This window comes from Paenibacillus sp. FSL H3-0302 (assembly GCF_037982245.1).
Taxonomy (GTDB): Bacteria; Bacillota; Bacilli; order Paenibacillales; family Paenibacillaceae; genus Paenibacillus_AQ; species Paenibacillus_AQ odorifer.
On sequence record NZ_CP150284.1, the window covers coordinates 2982814 to 2999871 of the forward strand.

At 44.5% G+C, this 17058-nt stretch carries 16 protein-coding genes; 7 read left to right on the forward strand and 9 right to left on the reverse strand.

The genetic code is table 11. From position 1 onward, the window contains the following. Positions 1–47: 47 nt before the first annotated feature. From MHH50_RS13160 to MHH50_RS13180, 5 genes are all read right to left on the reverse strand, one after another. Positions 48–425: a PilZ domain-containing protein gene (locus tag MHH50_RS13160; RefSeq protein ID WP_076126051.1), complete on the reverse strand. Its 378-nt coding sequence runs from the start codon at positions 423–425 to the stop codon at positions 48–50. 80 nt (positions 426–505) lie between these two features. Next, on the reverse strand, positions 506–1312 hold the full coding sequence (locus tag MHH50_RS13165) for a hypothetical protein (RefSeq protein ID WP_076310431.1): 807 nt from the start codon (positions 1310–1312) through the stop codon (positions 506–508). 60 nt (positions 1313–1372) lie between these two features. Then, entirely contained in the window at positions 1373–2746 is a 1374-nt protein-coding gene (locus MHH50_RS13170; protein WP_340034416.1) for a HAMP domain-containing sensor histidine kinase, read from the reverse strand. 1 nt (position 2747) lies between these two features. Continuing rightward, a complete protein-coding gene (locus MHH50_RS13175) occupies positions 2748–3407 on the reverse strand; it encodes a response regulator transcription factor (protein WP_076280769.1) in 660 nt (219 codons plus the stop codon). Between the two features lie 214 nt (positions 3408–3621). Next, complete coding sequence (locus MHH50_RS13180; RefSeq protein WP_076280768.1) at positions 3622–5112, reverse strand: 4-hydroxyphenylacetate 3-hydroxylase N-terminal domain-containing protein; 1491 nt, start codon at positions 5110–5112, stop codon at positions 3622–3624. A gap of 201 nt (positions 5113–5313) precedes the next feature. Between MHH50_RS13180 and MHH50_RS13185 the strand changes: the two genes are divergently transcribed. Genes MHH50_RS13185 through MHH50_RS13195 form a run of 3 tightly spaced genes read left to right on the forward strand, consistent with a single transcriptional unit; the run spans position 5314 to position 7919 of the window. Beyond that, positions 5314–5694, forward strand: a complete 381-nt coding sequence (locus MHH50_RS13185; RefSeq protein ID WP_254847611.1) for a BlaI/MecI/CopY family transcriptional regulator — start codon at positions 5314–5316, stop codon at positions 5692–5694. Continuing rightward, entirely contained in the window at positions 5678–5878 is a 201-nt protein-coding gene (locus MHH50_RS13190; protein ID WP_254847649.1) for a hypothetical protein, read from the forward strand. Before MHH50_RS13185 ends, MHH50_RS13190 begins: the two co-directional genes overlap by 17 nt. After that, the gene (locus MHH50_RS13195; protein ID WP_340034615.1) at positions 5781–7919 is read left to right on the forward strand and encodes a M56 family metallopeptidase; all 2139 of its coding nucleotides are present in this window, start codon (positions 5781–5783) and stop codon (positions 7917–7919) included. The genes MHH50_RS13190 and MHH50_RS13195 overlap by 98 nt, the downstream gene beginning before the upstream one ends. A gap of 165 nt (positions 7920–8084) precedes the next feature. Here MHH50_RS13195 and MHH50_RS13200 read toward each other — a convergent pair whose 3' ends face one another. Then, positions 8085–10148, reverse strand: a complete 2064-nt coding sequence (locus MHH50_RS13200; RefSeq protein ID WP_340034417.1) for a methyl-accepting chemotaxis protein — start codon at positions 10146–10148, stop codon at positions 8085–8087. A 374-nt stretch (positions 10149–10522) separates the two neighbouring features. Between MHH50_RS13200 and MHH50_RS13205 the strand changes: the two genes are divergently transcribed. From MHH50_RS13205 to MHH50_RS13220, 4 genes are all read left to right on the forward strand, one after another. Next, positions 10523–12478 carry an AraC family transcriptional regulator gene (locus tag MHH50_RS13205; RefSeq protein WP_340034418.1) on the forward strand — a complete coding sequence of 652 codons (1956 nt, stop codon included), beginning with the start codon at positions 10523–10525 and terminating at the stop codon, positions 12476–12478. A 212-nt stretch (positions 12479–12690) separates the two neighbouring features. After that, the gene (locus tag MHH50_RS13210; protein ID WP_312147790.1) at positions 12691–12876 is read left to right on the forward strand and encodes a hypothetical protein; all 186 of its coding nucleotides are present in this window, start codon (positions 12691–12693) and stop codon (positions 12874–12876) included. Between the two features lie 113 nt (positions 12877–12989). Beyond that, the gene (locus MHH50_RS13215) at positions 12990–13448 is read left to right on the forward strand and encodes a hypothetical protein (RefSeq protein ID WP_076126068.1); all 459 of its coding nucleotides are present in this window, start codon (positions 12990–12992) and stop codon (positions 13446–13448) included. A gap of 466 nt (positions 13449–13914) precedes the next feature. Beyond that, positions 13915–14382, forward strand: a complete 468-nt coding sequence (locus MHH50_RS13220) for a hypothetical protein (RefSeq protein ID WP_076279073.1) — start codon at positions 13915–13917, stop codon at positions 14380–14382. Between the two features lie 116 nt (positions 14383–14498). Here MHH50_RS13220 and MHH50_RS13225 read toward each other — a convergent pair whose 3' ends face one another. Genes MHH50_RS13225 through MHH50_RS13235 form a run of 3 tightly spaced genes read right to left on the reverse strand, consistent with a single transcriptional unit; the run spans position 14499 to position 16971 of the window. Next, positions 14499–15206 carry an ABC transporter ATP-binding protein gene (locus tag MHH50_RS13225; protein WP_076280763.1) on the reverse strand — a complete coding sequence of 236 codons (708 nt, stop codon included), beginning with the start codon at positions 15204–15206 and terminating at the stop codon, positions 14499–14501. 15 nt (positions 15207–15221) lie between these two features. Continuing rightward, entirely contained in the window at positions 15222–15980 is a 759-nt protein-coding gene (locus MHH50_RS13230; RefSeq protein WP_076310436.1) for an ABC transporter permease subunit, read from the reverse strand. Then, positions 15952–16971 (reverse strand): MqnA/MqnD/SBP family protein, encoded by a 1020-nt coding sequence (locus MHH50_RS13235; RefSeq protein ID WP_076189937.1) that lies wholly within the window; start codon positions 16969–16971, stop codon positions 15952–15954. Before MHH50_RS13235 ends, MHH50_RS13230 begins: the two co-directional genes overlap by 29 nt. Positions 16972–17058: the final 87 nt, after the last annotated feature.

The following is a 17058-nucleotide window of genomic DNA, read 5'->3' on the forward strand; positions in this document are numbered from 1 at the left end:
CGCGGGGTTGTTGCTTTTTTAGATTAAAACTACTCTTTTTTGTTATCTTAACGAACTAATATTTTGCCTTCTCCAGCAAGGATGCGAAGTACTCTTGGGAGCCGATCACCATCATTCTCAGGGATGTCCAATTGAATGCCGTAGTGGAAACTGCCTTGTTGTTCTTTGTTCCATTTCAATATTCCTTCTATGTACATAGATTCATCCGTAAGATTCATTTCCATGCCAATGCGTACTAGGTTATTTTCTGGGTTGATATTGAGGGGTAACGATAAGTGGCAACCCGATCGACTGATGTCGAACAATACAGCCCTTACAGGCTTGGAAGGAACCTGGATTCCGTTAATAGTAAGAATATGAAGATCAAATGTTACAGGTTCTTTAAGGGTATATCGAAAAGGTTCGGTTCTGCGATTAGTGTTCATATGCTCCTCCATACTTTTCCATGTAATATAAATTATCGACATAAAAGTAGGATTAGTGAAGAGCTGATTCCATTTTTGATTTATTTCACTACTTGAGCAGTCTCGTAGGTAAGGCAGCGTAGACTTTGATCAGGATAACGCATTTCTGCCGTGTAGCTGCTGCCATCTTCCAGCATCATCTGAACAGCGACCATGCCGCGTTTATCATTGGTGTCAGTGTTGATCAGTGTTGCTGTAGCAATTTTCCGGTTTTCTTTTTGTTTATCTGTAAGGATAGTTATGGCCGCATTGATCCAACGGGCATCTTTATAGATAGTGCTGGCAGCAGAAGCGCTAATTGGTGTTCTTTTCAGAGCAATATTAATCGCGGTCGTGTTCACTACCATACCGTTTATGGGATCAATTAGTACATCATATTCCCAGAATTCCTTACCTTGCCCTTCTAGGGTCTTGGCGTTATATGGACTGAAATGTACAGCCCATGTCCACGGCAGCGAGGTTCGGGTATCACTCAGAATAACCCGCATCTGCAGCTTGGCAATGTCCACATCGAATAATTTGCGTACGCTTGAAGCAGCCAGAATAACGGCATCAGTCTGACTCAAATTCTCTGCAGCAGGCGGTGTGACAGTGGTCCGTTTGGATTCAGAAGTCTCATGACCCGCCATGTCTATGAAATTGTTAATGTTTTGTATTTCTTTAGGACTCATCTGCGGTTGCAGATCGTCATTCACTGTGGACACCGGCGTTGGTGCTTCCAACTTCACCCCTGGGGTTTTGGTGCTGGTTAAAGCTAAATGGGTGGTGTTTTGAATGACTGCACTGACGATTAGCAGACTCCCCGAGAACAGGAGTATAGCTAAAGTAGTGGGGAATTTGTTATTCACTTGAATATCCTCCATTTGCTTCGGATGATGCTGAATCTTCCTAACCTTAAACTATAGATGTTATAGAGTAGGTGAACAGATGTTATGGAGTTGTAAAAAGATGCGGATACTTGTTCCTTGACCTAAAGTAGAATTGAGTGAAATTCTAGTTTGATGCGCATCTGCGATTTGCTTGCATAAAGATAAACCAAGACCCGCACCTCCGTATTCGCGTGTGCGCGATTTTTCACCTCGATAAAAGGGTTCAAAAACACGCGCGCTCTGTTCCGGTGTCATCCCAAATCCTGAATCACATACTTCCAATATGGCTTCATTTTGCAATACATAGGCAAGCAAGCGGATGGTGCTCCCTTGCGGAGAGGCATGAATGGAATTTTCGACAAGGTTAACCAAGAAGGAAGTTAGCAGATCATGATCACCCCAAACCGCAGGGATGGAATAATCCATTTCTAGTTTGATGCCTGCTTCGTCCAATTTAAGCTGCTCAATCTGTTTAACCGATTTGAACAAATCTGATATGTCTACTTGTTTCAGAGTCAGAGGATGATGCCGTAGGACGGACAAATCCAGCAGTTTGAAGGCTAAATTCTTCAGGCGTAAGGTTTCACTAAGGATATATTGACCAGCCATTTGCTGTTCTTCCTGGCCTATATTCGCGGAAGTCAGAAATTCAGCAAATCCCTGCATACTGGTTAAAGGTGTGCGCAGTTCGTGGGCGAGGTTATCGACCATTCTCTGCTTTTCATCGGCCATATTAGACAGTTCGATCACGTGCTGTTCCACTGCGTTTGCCATTCGGTTAAAGTTCAGGGCTAACTCACCAAATTCATCTTTACTGCGCAACTGCACGCGCTCGGTATATTTGCCTTCAGCGATCGTTTTTGTAGTCTTTGAAAGCTGTTTAAGTGGTTTGGTCAACTGCCGGATCAGCAAGTAGAGTAATAGGAGCAGAATTGGACCGATAATCCAGTTAATCATTACAAAAAAACGGTTCAGCTCATGCTGCTTAGCATAGAGGTCACTGATATCACGTTGATAAACGATCGTCAAAGCTTGATAGGGAGCAGGGAGCTCAGTAGAGAGTTGAATAGAATGTGACTCCGGTGTTGAGACTGATGGGACTCCGGCATTCGGATAAACCAGCTGGTCATTCTCCCAGAGCTGTAGTCCGATTCCCTGCTTATGATAAAATTCACCATAGGATTGAGCCACACTTGAGATTAAAGTAGAGGTAAGTGTGGCCCCACGGGTCTGAATCGATTCAAGATTTTCATAAATGTTGTTTGCAATTAATAGCTGTTCGCTTGAAGCACGCTGCATTTCGCTGTCCATGTTCAGCTGCCAGCTTTTTTTCATAATCATGATTACACTCACATCTAGGGCGACGATGAAGAAAGCGAGGACTGACAGCAGAATTTTATGCCAGAATCTCATACTAGACCTGAACTTCCAAGCGGTAACCAAGCTTAAATACGGTTTTAATTCGTTCTTCCCAGCCTAGTTTTTTGCGCAGCTGTCTGATGTGAACATCTACGGTACGGGTATCTCCTTCAAAATCATAGCCCCAGGCTAATTCCAGCAACTTTTCCCTTGATAAAGCAATATTTCTGTTGCGGATAAGGACCTCAAGCAGCTCAAATTCCCTAGCGGTTAAATCTACGGGTATCTGATCCACCATCACAAGCCTCTCAAGATAACGTACCTCAACGTTTCCACAGAGAAAATTGGAAATGCCTTTTTCGCTCCTGCGTAACACCACATTGATTCTTGCCAACAGTTCAAGGATTTCAAAAGGTTTAATAATATAATCATCGGCGCCCAGCTCAAAGCCTTTGATGCGATCAGCCAGTGAATCTTTTGCGGTGATCAGAATCACCGGAATTTGTAAGTGAGCAATCCGCTGCATGATCTCAAAACCGTCCAGTTCGGGCAGCATTATATCGAGCAGAATTAAATCGGCCTTTTCACGTTCCAGCAGTTCAATAACCTCCAGCCCGCGATAAGCCTTGCTATAGGTATGTCCGACTAATTTTAGATTCATAGTAATTAAGTCACTGATTGCACGTTCATCTTCTACGACTATGATATGGCCCATAGTTCATTGTTCCCTCCTAAGCTAGCAAATCACTTCCTAATGCTAATAAACTATAAACAACTTATTACAGAATTGTCCAGTGCAGGTAAGGAAAAGCATCTAGTTCTTCCTAATTTGGTTTGTTGATAAAGCTCAAAAAGGACTGAAAAAGAGAGCGGAAGCAGTCTCTTAATCAATCCTGAAAAACATCATTATAAACCTTCGCAACTCTTGATTAATTGGAAATTCCATCTGTTGTTGACTTAGACAAGTGGGCATCAGGGGCAATAAATTCGTGAACGATTTGACGAAAATACTCGTGATTATCATAGCTGTTGTACATACGCCAGGCCACTGTTTGGGAGTTGCCGAAAAATAACCGCTCAAACTGGGTTTGACGACCTCCGAATGCACCCGCTCCTAGTTCCCAAGCCAGCCGGAATAAGGCATTTCGATACCACGCATCCGAGACATTTCCCTTCAAATACTCATAAAGATACGAACCAGCGCTTGATGTAAAGTCGGCTTCAGAGGGGATCATGATGAGCCCGCTTGAACTGAGGTTTTGAACCATTTCAACCATCTCTGGATAAAACTCTGAAAAGTGAATGGTTGAAGCCAACAGTGGACCTTTATCTGGAACGAGATATCCAAATTTGTCGAGCGAAGCCCCTATTTCCGCTGCAAGTCTTAAGGCTTTGAAAGTTTCTAAATAGGTTAATATTCTGGAAATAGGCAAAATCGTGTAGGCCTCAAGGACAGCATTTTGTTCTTCCGCCAAAGACTCTAGCATACCAAGAAAAAACTCGGTCTTTGCAATATAGCGGGTGATAATTTGGTGGGCCATATGCGTATGAAAGTTACTCTCGCCGAATAATCGGGAACAGTACCTCTCATCGCCATAATAAAATATACGGTCATGAGGGATCAGTACGCGGTCAAAGATAACAAGGGTATCCATTTCTTCATATCTTGAACTTAACGGATGGTCGTAGGTGGATGAGGCAGCGTAGCTTTCACGGCAAAAAAAAGTCATCCCAGGCAGATCATTAGGCACCGCAAAGGCAAACGCAAAGGGATTATCATCATCCACAAGTGAGGGTGAGGGAGTTGGGAATACAAGCATTTCATCGCATGTAGCTCCCTGTGTTGCCATCATAAAAGCACCGGTAACAAACATCCCTTGATCATTGATTTCTACGACTTTTGCAGCGATAGAATCCTCTGTAGCATCAATCTGGCCGGATATTTTGCTGGCTTGAGGCTGGATGAAAGCATGGGATAAGGTAATATCATGATCTCGACAGTAGGCATAGTATTTTCTGAGGTTCTCAGCATATTTCGGATTATGATCCTCAAGGATATCAGCAGCTGTGAACAGAGACATGATGGCCGTATTCATATAATCGGGGGAACGTCCTAAAAATCCGTGATGTCTGTTGGACCAGAGTTCAATCATTTTTCTCCGGCGTTCTAAATCTTCAGCATTTTTGGGTGGAAGAAAAGATAAACCAACCGGATCTCCAGTATCAGGTGAAGGATAGGTCATCTGCGCCAAATAACGTTCATCACACTGCATGTTATACATTTCGGCTTGTGTTTGTAAGAGACCTTGAAAGGCAGGGTGTTTGGATAAAGGACCTTCAACACGTGTTCCTTTGTACCAGATATTGATCTTTTGCCGGTCGATTCGTTCGATGTATTGATTACCTGTTTTTATAGGCATAGGTTCCACCTCTTTTGAAGTCATCTTTGACTAATAAAGCCGTATTATTGCTATTAATGTACGTAATCATGAATCTCCGTGTACATTGTCCATAAACCGTGGTGAGCTGGGAGTTTAGGGTTGACATAAACGATGCTGACTTGTATATTTTGGATATTGGATTACAAGTGTAGTCATACAGAGGAGAGAAAGGCGGATAGAATGATGTCTACGGAAACTCCAAAGATCTCGGATGCCGAGTGGGAAGTGATGAAGGTGCTGTGGGCAAGTGCCCCACGCACTGCAGGTGAGATTGTTGAAGCACTAGAAGGCAGCAGGGACTGGAACCCAAAGACGGTACGGACGTTGATTAAGCGTCTGACAGAGAAACGGGCTATTGGTTATAACCAGACAGGTAGGGTGTATTCCTATTATCCGCTGGTGCGGGAAGAGGAATGTGTCCAATCGGAGACAAGATCCTTTCTGAAGCGGATCTACGGTGGAACTCTGCGCCCGATGTTGGTCAATTTTTTGCAGGATGAAAAGTTGTCCCGGGAAGATATTGAAGAACTGAAGAGAATTTTGGATGAACGAAAGGACTGAGCCGCTTGCTGGAAGCTGCATACAATCTGTTCGTCAAGGTATTGTCGCTGTCTGCCATGGCGAGCGTGCTGGCTCTGCTGATCTTATTGACCCGCTTCCTGTTCAAGGATCGTCTGAAACCTACCTGGACGTATCTTCTGTGGATACCATTGATCGTGAGGCTGGTTATACCTTGGGCACCTGAAAGCACATTTAGTATTTTTAATCTGTTGCCGCTGGAGAAAGAAACGGCGCAGAGTTCCTTTATTCCGTCAGCGCAATCGGAAGTTGGCTTTACTTATGTCCCAGAGTTGACCGGAGGGGAAAAGGAACCGCCGTCAGTTACTGGAATTGCAAAAAGTGGACCTTTGCCGGGAGAATCGACATCGGATGTTATGGTACAAGTCAATCCGCAAACCGATTCAGGATGGCAGCCGATACATGTACTGGTTTTGGTGTGGTTTGGCGGAGCGGCGGTGGTGCTGGGCATGTCGGTTCGAGCGCAACTGCGATTTACCGCACGGGTTCGACAGGAAACGGAGATTCATTCCTCAGAAGTCCAACGGTTGTTCGAATCCTGTAAGCAGGAAATGCAGGTGCGTCGCCCAGTCAAGCTGATCGGGACGAAGCAGATTGCCGTACCGACACTACTTGGCGTTATGCGGCCCAAGTTGCTGCTGCCCATCTCTACTTTACACACTCTGGAGACGAACGGACTCCGTCATATATTCCTTCATGAGCTGGCACATGTGAAGCGCCATGACATTTTGCTAAATCTGCTGACAGGTCTGCTGCTGGCCATGCATTGGTTTAATCCGCTGTTGTGGTATGCCGTACGCCAAATGAAAGAGGATCAAGAGGTTGCCTGTGATGCTCTGGCCTTGAAGCATCTTGAACCAGCTTGCCACAGAAGTTATGCCTTGACACTTCTCAAATTGTTAGAAACCTTACCCGATCCGATCCGGTTGGCAGGTACAGCTGGCATTTCGAGCAGCAAAAAGGAAATGGAAAGAAGGATTATTATGATCACCAGGCACAAAAAATTTACGGCAAAAAGCTCAATGCTGGGCCTAGCTGTAATTATGATCTTAAGTGGCTGTACCCTTACAGGAGCAAAGCTAAAATCTGCATCAGCTCCGGCAATGAGCGCTCCTGCTACTTTTCAGGCAGAAGTGCAGGATAAAAATACAACGGCTTCCGGGGTTAAAGGCACTCTTTTGGCTGAAAAAAACGGAATCACGGTATCTGCTAATCCCACTGGGGAGAATACACTTTTGCATAAAGTCACGGTAGATGTGCGTGGTGAAGTAAGCCGTACGTTCTTGTGGAATGCAGGAGAAGATAAAACTCGGCCTCCATTGATTGAAGAAGCAGATGTGAACGGAGATGGAACGAAAGAAATTTTCATACGCATTACGACCGGCACGGGTACTGGACTTTCTATGAGTGAGATTCATGTGCTTCAGCCTGCTAGCTTGGAAGAGCTTGTGGTCGAAGATCCGATCGAAACGTTGAATCAGAAGCTGAAATCATCCATTACACATCGAAATAACCACACTTATGTATCTGCTGAACTGGACGGAAAGCATTTGACCAAAGTGTATGATTACACGGAGGGAGCTTGGGGAGAGAAGGTCGGATTTGGCTCTATAGTTTCATACGAACTGATAGATGACCAAATTGTAGCCCATATGTCCGGTGCGGCGTCTATGTCTGAGTTTCCGCTCGAAGTTATTGCCGTTTACGGGAAGAATCTGACCCTTGAGAGCGCACAGATGTACTATGGATCGTTTATATCTCCACCACTCAGTGAACAGGATATCAAGTCCATGATGGAAAAACAGCTTCCGGCAAGTGGTTGGACCTTTAGCAAAGACGGAGATCAGTATAGGGTGGATATAGATCCACTGAATGGCGTAGGGGAAGGCAATAGCTATAAAATAAATCCGCTTACCGGAACGGTTCATGACGTAACTTCTGGCAGTCCACTGAGAAGTCTTGTAAACCGAGAAGCGATAGATCTGTGGAACATCTCTAACGGTACAGAATACCAGAAGGAACTGTATAAGTTACTTCAACCTATCTTTGATACAGAGGGTTTCAAGCCAACAGATACGGACTGGATTTCAGGCTTTATCGGGGATGGTTATTTGTTCAGTGATGTTAGGCAAGGAAGCAGGGAATTCACGATTAAAGTAGATGTCTTTACTGGTCAGTGGGAGGAAATTCCTGACCCGTATCAATAGTTAAGTTTCAAGGTCTGTACCGTATTATAGAAGAGACCATTACTAGCGAATTGAAACTAAAAGCAGCCAGTACGCGCCGATAGATTATCGGCATGCACTGGCTGCTTAATTTTTCTAGAAGGGAGGACAGTCTTACGACTGTGCAAATTACGGATGACTAAAGGACTATTCGACCTGGAACTGGTTTAATTCGTCCTGAAGCTTTTTGGACAACTGATTGAGCTGCAGGGACAGTTCGGCAACCTGTTCAATGCTGTCCAATTGTTCCTGCGTACTTGCGCTAACTTCTTCGGTTGAAGCGGAATTCTCTTCTGTAGTTGAAGAAATGATTTCGAGTGCCTGTAGGATTTCATCTTTGTGTTTATGGACTTTGGAGGTGTTGCTGCTGATTTGAATCATACGTAATCTTAAAGCCTCCAAATCGCTGTTGATGCTAAAGAATACCTGTTTCGTAGCCTGCACGGATTTTGCATTTTCTTCGGCAATTTCAAGTCCTTGGGCTGTGTATTCCACAGATGCTCTAGTTTTCTCTTCGATTTCATGAACCTTTCTGCCAATCTCCTGTGTAGCCTGTGCAGTCTGCTCCGCCAACTTGCGAACCTCTCCGGCAACAACGGCAAATCCGCGTCCCTGTTCTCCCGCACGTGCTGCTTCTATGGAAGCATTTAGTGCCAGCAGATTGGTTTGCGTAGCGATTTGATGTACCGTGTCCACGATGCTCGAAATTTCATGACGGCTTTGATCAATATCATGGATGGCAGACGATATCGAATGAGTGGAGTTGTGATTTTCTTCTGCCCATTTTGATAACTGATCCAACACACCCAACCCCAGTTCGCTCTGGTCGGCAGAAGCCTGCACCATCGTCTCTATGGCTATGGCATCATTAGCGATTTCGTCAATTTGACCAGATAATGATCCGGTTTTTTGCAAAATCGTATCCGTTTCGATCGACTGATAGTTGGTTGCATTCGCAATCTCATTAATGGCTGTGGCTGTATCGTTCATCGTTATAGCTGTGCGGGAAGAAATAGATTGCAGATCCTTTGAGGACTGGTTTAATACCTGAGCGGAGGTACCCACTATTTGGAGCATCCCTTGAATTTTCTGGACCATGTTGAATATTCCGTTGGAGATTTGTCCAATTTCGTTGTTGGAATAGGCATCAAATTGAACCGTCAAATCCCCATTTTCCACCCGTTTGATTTTGGTAAGCAGCTTCGGTATAGATCTGAGCAGATAACGGAGCGTGATATACGAAAATAGAACGAGCAGAATCGCCGCTGCAACAAACCCGCCAATCGTAATCCAGGTGAACTTTTTTAATTCGGAGAGCACTTCTCGCTCTGAAATAGTTAAACCTACGGACCAGCCGGTATCTTTACTTGTAGCATAGCCGATGTAACGGCGTTCTCCGTTGTCATTAATCAGATGTACGCCGGATTCACCAGCGATCATTTTCTTGCCGATTCCCCCAAGATCACCTGGCAGCTCATTAATCTTTTCCTTTGTGACCTTAGACTGGTCTGGGTGATACAGAATATCACCTGTTTTGGAGGCGAGAATGGAATAACCTGTGCTGCCTAGCTTATAGCTTTCCATTATCTCAGGGATATTTTTAGACGCTATATCAACCGCGACAAAACCGATTAATGTATTGTTGTCATTTTTTATCGGATAGAAAATACCCATCAGCATATCACCTGTAGTGATGTCAATATAAGGATCGGAGTAGTACAGGCCGTCTGCTTCGACTGCTGGCTTATAATACGGCCGTTCTTTAATGTTAAAGTCAGCATCTGATGTCGTACCATTGTTGAGGATATAAAAACCTTTGCCGGCAGTACTCGCAATCCATGCATCTGCAAAAGTGGGTTCCACCTTTACTATGTCAGCTAGTGTCTTTGCTACTTCAGCGGCATGCGGAGAAGTCTTGGCCATTTCAGGAGCTTCGGTGGTTTCGATGTATTGTTTGAATAAGTTATTCGTTGACATTTGCTTGACCAGTGAACCCTTTTCCTTAAATAGTGCATCAAATTGACTGACAAGTGCCTGTGTTTTGGTCTGAAGCATAGATTCTTGTTGTTTCACAAGTATGCTGCGAGTGCTGGAAAACATAAAGGTTCCCAAGATTGAGAAGACGACAACAATAATAACTAAAAGTACAATGGACAAAGTATTTGCTATGCTTGATGAACCAAACCGCCTTTTTTTTAGTTGTTGTAACATGCTACCATCTCCCCCAAGTTGTCTCTGAGCAAATAGCTCATAAGAACATATCGGAAGATAGTGAGATTTTCGAAATAGTAATTTTGAGAATGAAAAAATTAAATTAAAATGGATGATGCACAGAATAAATCCTTGACTGGTGCGGGATTTCAAGATGGTGGGGGGAGAGGGAGATCTTAACAATTAGCCTGTAGCTTGGCACATTGCATCTACTGATTAGAGGCGAACTGTTGTTTTTTTAGGTGATGCTTAACTGCCTTTATCAGACTTCTTGTTTGTAGATTGCTTCCAGCTCTTGCGGTTGATAATGATTATCAATTATACTTCCGATAGGAAGGAGGCGAGTAAAGATTTTAAATGCTGATGATAATTTGATGCTCTGGGATTATGCACATATCCGGCTGATTGATATTCGCCATATGTTGTTTAAGGCAGGAGACAAGCTGAACTCCTATAGGTTCCCGGCTGCAGGTTTTTTATATATGGTTCGCGGCAACGTGGTTTTTCGGCTCAATGGAAATAAACATGCTGCAGAACGTTTTCATATCCTACACAGCGGAAAGGGAGGGCAACTGGATATTGATTGGGTCAGGGAGGAAATGGAGTTTTATTTTATTTTCTATAAAGCCTCGCTTTCGCTAACGTCCGGATCAGGTGTACGTAGACTTTTTGAAAGAAACAGTCCTTTTCAAAAACAATATGAATTTGCTCCGAATGCTCCAGTGGCTTTGCTGTCTCAAGTAAAGGAGATGCACCGGAAATGGCTGGACTCAAGTTCACTTGAACGGATTCAGATCAAAGCAATGCTTTATCAATTTGTCTACGAAGTTGAGCGGCAGAGACAGGCATATGGAGTCTATCCCGTCAAGCCGGATCTGGTGGAGCAAGCAGTTCGATACATACGAGAATATTACAGTCAGCCTATTACCTTATCCTCTATTGCAGAGCAGCTTAATTATAGTGTGGCCTATGTGGCGAAGCAGTTCAAAAGCAAGACGGGTACCAGTCTGATTGATTTTCTTATTCGGACGCGAATAGATGAGGCGCAGGAACTGCTGCTAAATACCGATGCATCATTGCAGGAGGTTGCCGCCGGAGTGGGGTACACGGACCTGTCCTATTTCATCCGTATTTTCAAGAAAACAACCGGTGTGACTCCGGGTAATTTTAAGTCATTGGCCCTAGGCTCTGCCAAAGGATCAGATCGTCCTAAAATCAGGCTAAGATTGTCTAATGCAGGATGGGCTGAGCCAAGTTATATTGATAATGATCATGATAATCATTATCAATATAGAAGAAAAGGGGATTTACCGATGGTTAGAAATACAAAAATGTCAATGGGAGCAGCGATGCTGTTATGTCTGGTTTTAATGCTTAGTGCTTGTTCTTCAGGGAACAGTCCTGTTAATTCTGTGAATGCTGGCCCTAGTCCAGTATCCTCTGTGCAAACAGAGACAAGTCCACCGGACTCAGCCACCAATTCAAAATCTACAAGAGTATATAAAGACAGTCAGGGGCATGAGGTTGATATTCCAGAGCGTCCACAGCGGATTGTGCTGCAAGGTAATTCGATCGGAGACCTGCTGGCACTCGGGATTCAGCCGGTCGGTGTCGACCGCCGGTTTATTGAAGAATCAGTCTATTTGGATAAGGAGACAACCCCGGCACAGGATATTGGATTTCCTACAAATCTGGAACTTGTTTTGGATCTGGAACCGGATTTGACAATGCTGGGTTATGTGATGGACAAACAATATGAAGAAGTGTCCAAAATATCACCTACTGTTGTATTTGACCAGAGTAAACCCTTGTCTGAGCGTCTGCCTGTCATTGGTGAGATAGTGGGTAAAAAGGCTGAAGCAGAGCAACTGTTGTCCGAATATAATCGCAAGGCCGAGAATATGTGGAGCGGATTGCGTCAGGAAGGCAAACTTGCCGAAGGAGAAACAGCGGTAGTGCTGATTTATTATTGGAACAAGACAATGTATTTGATGAAAACTGGTGGTATTCCTGCACTGCTGTATCAGCCGCAGGGCTACAAAATGTCCGAGGCAGTGAAGGAAATCGAGCCGGCAGAAGGTGCACCCTATATTGAGGTCTCCCCTGAGCTAATGCATAAGATGCTTATTGGTGACCATTTGTTTGTCATCTATCCGGCCAATGCTGATGCGGAAAATTCCTTTAATGAGTTAATGAAAACTGCGTTGTGGAGCTCGCTCCCTGCTGTAAAGAGCGGAAAAGTTACTTTTGTGGAGACTAAATGGAATTATGACGATATGTTGACCAGCAGCATGCTGCTGGATGAGTTCCCTAAACTGCTGGCTAAATAAATGAGATCTCAGGTTAATCCGCAATAAAGAAGCAGAGGAGGAACTCGCTGCTTCTTTATTTTGTTTATAAAGTAAAGAGGGTTGAATATAGAATAGTAATCGGTCATTGTTTTTTGTTGATTAGCTAGACTCCAAGAGTAGCATCGATTAATCTGAAGAAGTGGAATGCGGGTTATGATTGAATCGTCGACATAGATAAACGGAGGCTAACTATGACTTACTCACAGATCTGGAACAACTCAGGAAATGAAGCCGATATTCTTTATTTGGAGCAGCAGATTAAGGCCGTTAAAAAAGAAATAAAACGAGCAGAAGCTGCAAAGCTTCAAGAAATATTGGATCAAGCGAATCGTAAGCTGGCTGAATTGGAAGCGAAGCTGGACGAGCTTGAGGATTAGGAGCTCGCCGCCCTTTTGTACCGTTTGAACTTTATGTTTCTGAATTTGCACCGGTGTCTATATAGTTTTATAATTGTAGTTTACTTAATCGTATTACTGGGAGGAATGGGGAAATGGATAAAAATAGAAAATATATGCTTGTCGGTGCGCTTCTGACAGGGGTAGGTGTCTCTTTGATGGCCTATACAGCAAGCCGCTATACTTCGTTTAAACGAATCGTAGCCAATACCATCCGTTTGGAAGAAATCGCCTCTCTAGAAATCTCGCGATTGTCTTCAGTTCCCGGTGAAAAGAAAGACATCATTATAACTGATCCTGCTGTTATTGAGCGGATTTTTGCTGATTTCTCTCATGTTCAATTAATGAAATCGGCCCGAAATGTCAGTTCTGACAAAAACTTCAGCTATTATATTACGATAGTTCAGGCTGACTGCAAGCAACGATTTGATATTATTTTAAAAAGCAGACAGCATATGATCATTTATGATAATGATTTAAGCAATCCTCACTTGAATGCCTATAAAATTATCAGCCCTTATTATCCGCAAGCACTGGAACAGGTTTTCGACTGATTATATAGAGGTGCGCAATGAAGTAATATCATAGCCCATTTCCTGCATAGCATCCAATCCATTTATGATCTCTATTGTCCGGGTGCCGTCCCAGCCTTTAGCCGTTCCATATTCGATCCATTCGCGGATACGCTGTGGATGATTTAGATTATAGACATCTTCAAAACCCTTTTTATGGTTTTGCAGCAGATAGCCTGTATTTAGCGGACAACCGGCAATAGGATCATCCCATGTTAGGAGTTGGATGCGGAGGGGGTGGAGCTTTACATTTTTTATGATAAATCTTTAATTCAAGCAGACTCCGTTCGTCATGGATTCTCATGCCCAATATATAGCTGTATTCCAGTTTCCTGAGCGTGATAGAACGCAGCTTTTTTTTCATGAAAATCGCCTCTCATCCTAATAATTTTGTTATCATAGCAAGCATAGGGATATTTTTCAAGCAATCAACAGGAAGGATGTTTATATGAAGTATGAATTTGGGGTCATGGCATCCATTACAGAATTGGTGGAGTACCCGGATGAGCAGAGTGATACCTATATTCCGCACCCGAATTTTCAGATCATCATGGATCAATTGGGTATTACAGTACCCGTTGCGGAGATTTATGAACATTTTTTTGCCAACCCTGTTCACACCGGACATGTGCTCGTTTACAGCAATCCAGAGCAACCAAACGCTTGTATTATCCTCGACACTTACCGTGATCCGCTGGACCAGCTAGACATGATTTATTTCGGATGGCGCTGTTCGTCCGAGAAAGACAATATCCGTGAGCTGTCCCGGCGTTTTTATGATGAATGTGAATTTGCGGTCCGTTATGAAGAAGGTCAATCCGTGCTTTACAAGGTGTTGAAGGAGGATACCTATCCGCGAAAATTTTACTATAATACCGTGTTTGAGCAGCAGTTGAAACGATACCCGGCAAAATAGGCGCTAGAAATACATAACCGAATCACTTAGCACAAAAACGCGAGTTCAGGGCAATGCCGCCCAGACTCGCGTTTTCTATATACCTGTTTTTGAAATGCTCTGCATCATTCAGGCAATTACTGTGCCGTCAGCAGCTGCTCCAGAATTTCGGCGCGAATCTTCAGCAGGCTCAGCTCTTTCAGCGAACGGCTGCGCTGTGGAGTATCAATTTCAATAATTTTTACAATCCTGCCCGGATGTCGGGACAAGATCATAATTTCATCCCCCAACAGCAGGGCTTCATCAATATCATGCGTAACAAAAACGATGGCGCATTTCTTGCGCTCCCACAATGCGATTAATTTCTGAACTAAATCAAACCGCAGATGATAGTCCAGGGAGTGAAAAGGCTCGTCCATCAGCAGCATATTTCCGCCGTGATAAAAAGCGCGGGCAAGGGAGCAGCGCTGCCGCATGCCTCCTGACAGCTGATGAGGATAATGATTCTTGTAGGCAGCAAGCCCGACCTCTTCCAAAAATGCTTCGATTTCCGACGCAGAGGTCGGAGAAGCCTCCTTAACAAAGCTGATATTCTCACCAACTGTAGACCACGGCAGCAAACAATCCTCTTGAAAGACATAGGACAGCTTTAGCTCTGGATGCACAGTGACCCTGCCGGAATCGGCGCTTTCGGACTGTGACAGGATATTCAGCAACGTTGTCTTTCCCGCACCTGAAGGGCCTAGAATACAAATGATTTTCGGCATCTGGATTTCAAGACTGATTTTTTCCAGGATTGGAACTCCCGAATAGCGTTTGGAAACTTCTTGTAGTGTAATAAGCATAAGCCCCACCCTTATTTATTCAAAATGCGTCGGCAGGCTTACCCTGCTGCGGAACAGAAATGTAATGCAAGATTTGATCACATTCCAGAAAATAGCCATAAACAACGCCAGGGCAAACACACGATCGGTCTCCAGATTTGTTCTGGCATCGGACAGCAGGCTGCCGATCCCGTCGACGGAGGTCAACAGCTCCGCCATTACGGCCAGCTTCCAGCCCAGTCCCGCTGAGGTGATCATGCCTGATTTCAGATAACTTTTGAGCGAAGGCAATATGATATGCCGGAGAATCTTATTGCCGGGCACATGATAGACCTTGGCCATCCGCATCAATTTGCCATCGATCGCCGCAAATCCCTCGTACAGATTGACCACCAAAACCGGTGTAGTGGACAACACGATAATAAAAATTGCAGGCAGATCCGTAAGCCCAAACCAAATGATCGCGATGCCCAGCCAGGCGATCGGCGGCACGGATTGCATTATATCGATGACTGGTTCCAGATAAGGCTTCCAACGCGGATAAAGTCCAAGCAGCAGCCCCAGACAGCCGCCCAGCAGCAGAACGCAGACCATGCCGATCAGCAGCTTGAGCAGCGTGCGATAAACTGCATAATAAAACTCCGGATCACCGAAATAGCTCAGGACCGTGCGCATCGTCTCCAGCGGGCCAGGCAGGACAAAAGGGTCCATCTGCATAGCTACAAGCTGCCACAGCAAGGCAATGCCCAACAGGGATATGGCTTTTTTACTTAGGCTGATAATAGAACTGTTCATCGGGAAGCTTGCCTCCAATGCTGTCCTTGCTGTAATTCATTAGCGTCTGGTAATACGTTGACAGAACCTCTTTGCTCTCGGAAGCGGAGGCGAAATCCAGCGCCATATGCGGAATCGCTTTCTCAACCACACCGGCATCCAGCTTGAAATACTTGTTGGCCAACTGAGCCGCCTCTTTGGGGTTGTCCAGCGTCCATTGCAGCGCTTTTTGATATTCTTCCTGGAAGCGGGCGACCAGTTCCGGCTGGCTGGCAATTACTGACTGCTTGGTTGCGAGTCCGGCGTTGGGCAGATCGGTGTTTAATTTGGTAACCTGCTGCCATTCCTTTTTGTAATCCACGATCGAGCGCACCTGATCATTTTTCATTTGTATCGCGGTAATTTGCGGCTGAATGCTCACAATTGTGGAGGCCTTGCCGGATAACAACAGCTGAGCTCCCTCAGCCAGCTGGGTGTAATGCAATGTGATGTCTTTCCCTGGCTCCAGTCCGTTATGCTTCAAAAAGGTCTGCGTAATATAATCGACAGGCGAGGATTTCATAGGCACATACAGCGTTTTTCCTTTAAGATCCGCCCAGCTCTGGATGGACGGATCTGTTGTAATCATGCTCATCACTGACCAGGTATTCACATTCATCAAGGAAAGATCCATTCCCTTGTTATACATCACGACGGCATTGTTCAGTGGCAGAGCTAAGAAGCTTACTTGATTGTCCTTAGCCAGCGCGGTCAGCGTGTCGATGGACTCCCAGGTTTTGAACTCGATGTTGACCGATTCTCCCAATGCCTTGGATTCAATTAGCCTCAGAATAGGCAGAGAAGGCGGAGAAGGAGGGCCGCCGACCGTGATATTCAGTGTTTCTGCCGGGCCAGCGGAGGGAGCGGCGGATTTGGGCGAATTTTCATTTTTTTGTTGCGAACATGCACTTAACATAAAAAATAAACTTAACAGTAAACTGAGGCACAAGGCATAAACAGATTTAGCTTTCATCGTGAGTTCCTTTCAAGCGGTTATTTTGACAGCTAGATGGTAATGTTAATGAATTTTATTGATAATTATTCTCAATTACAGTGAAAA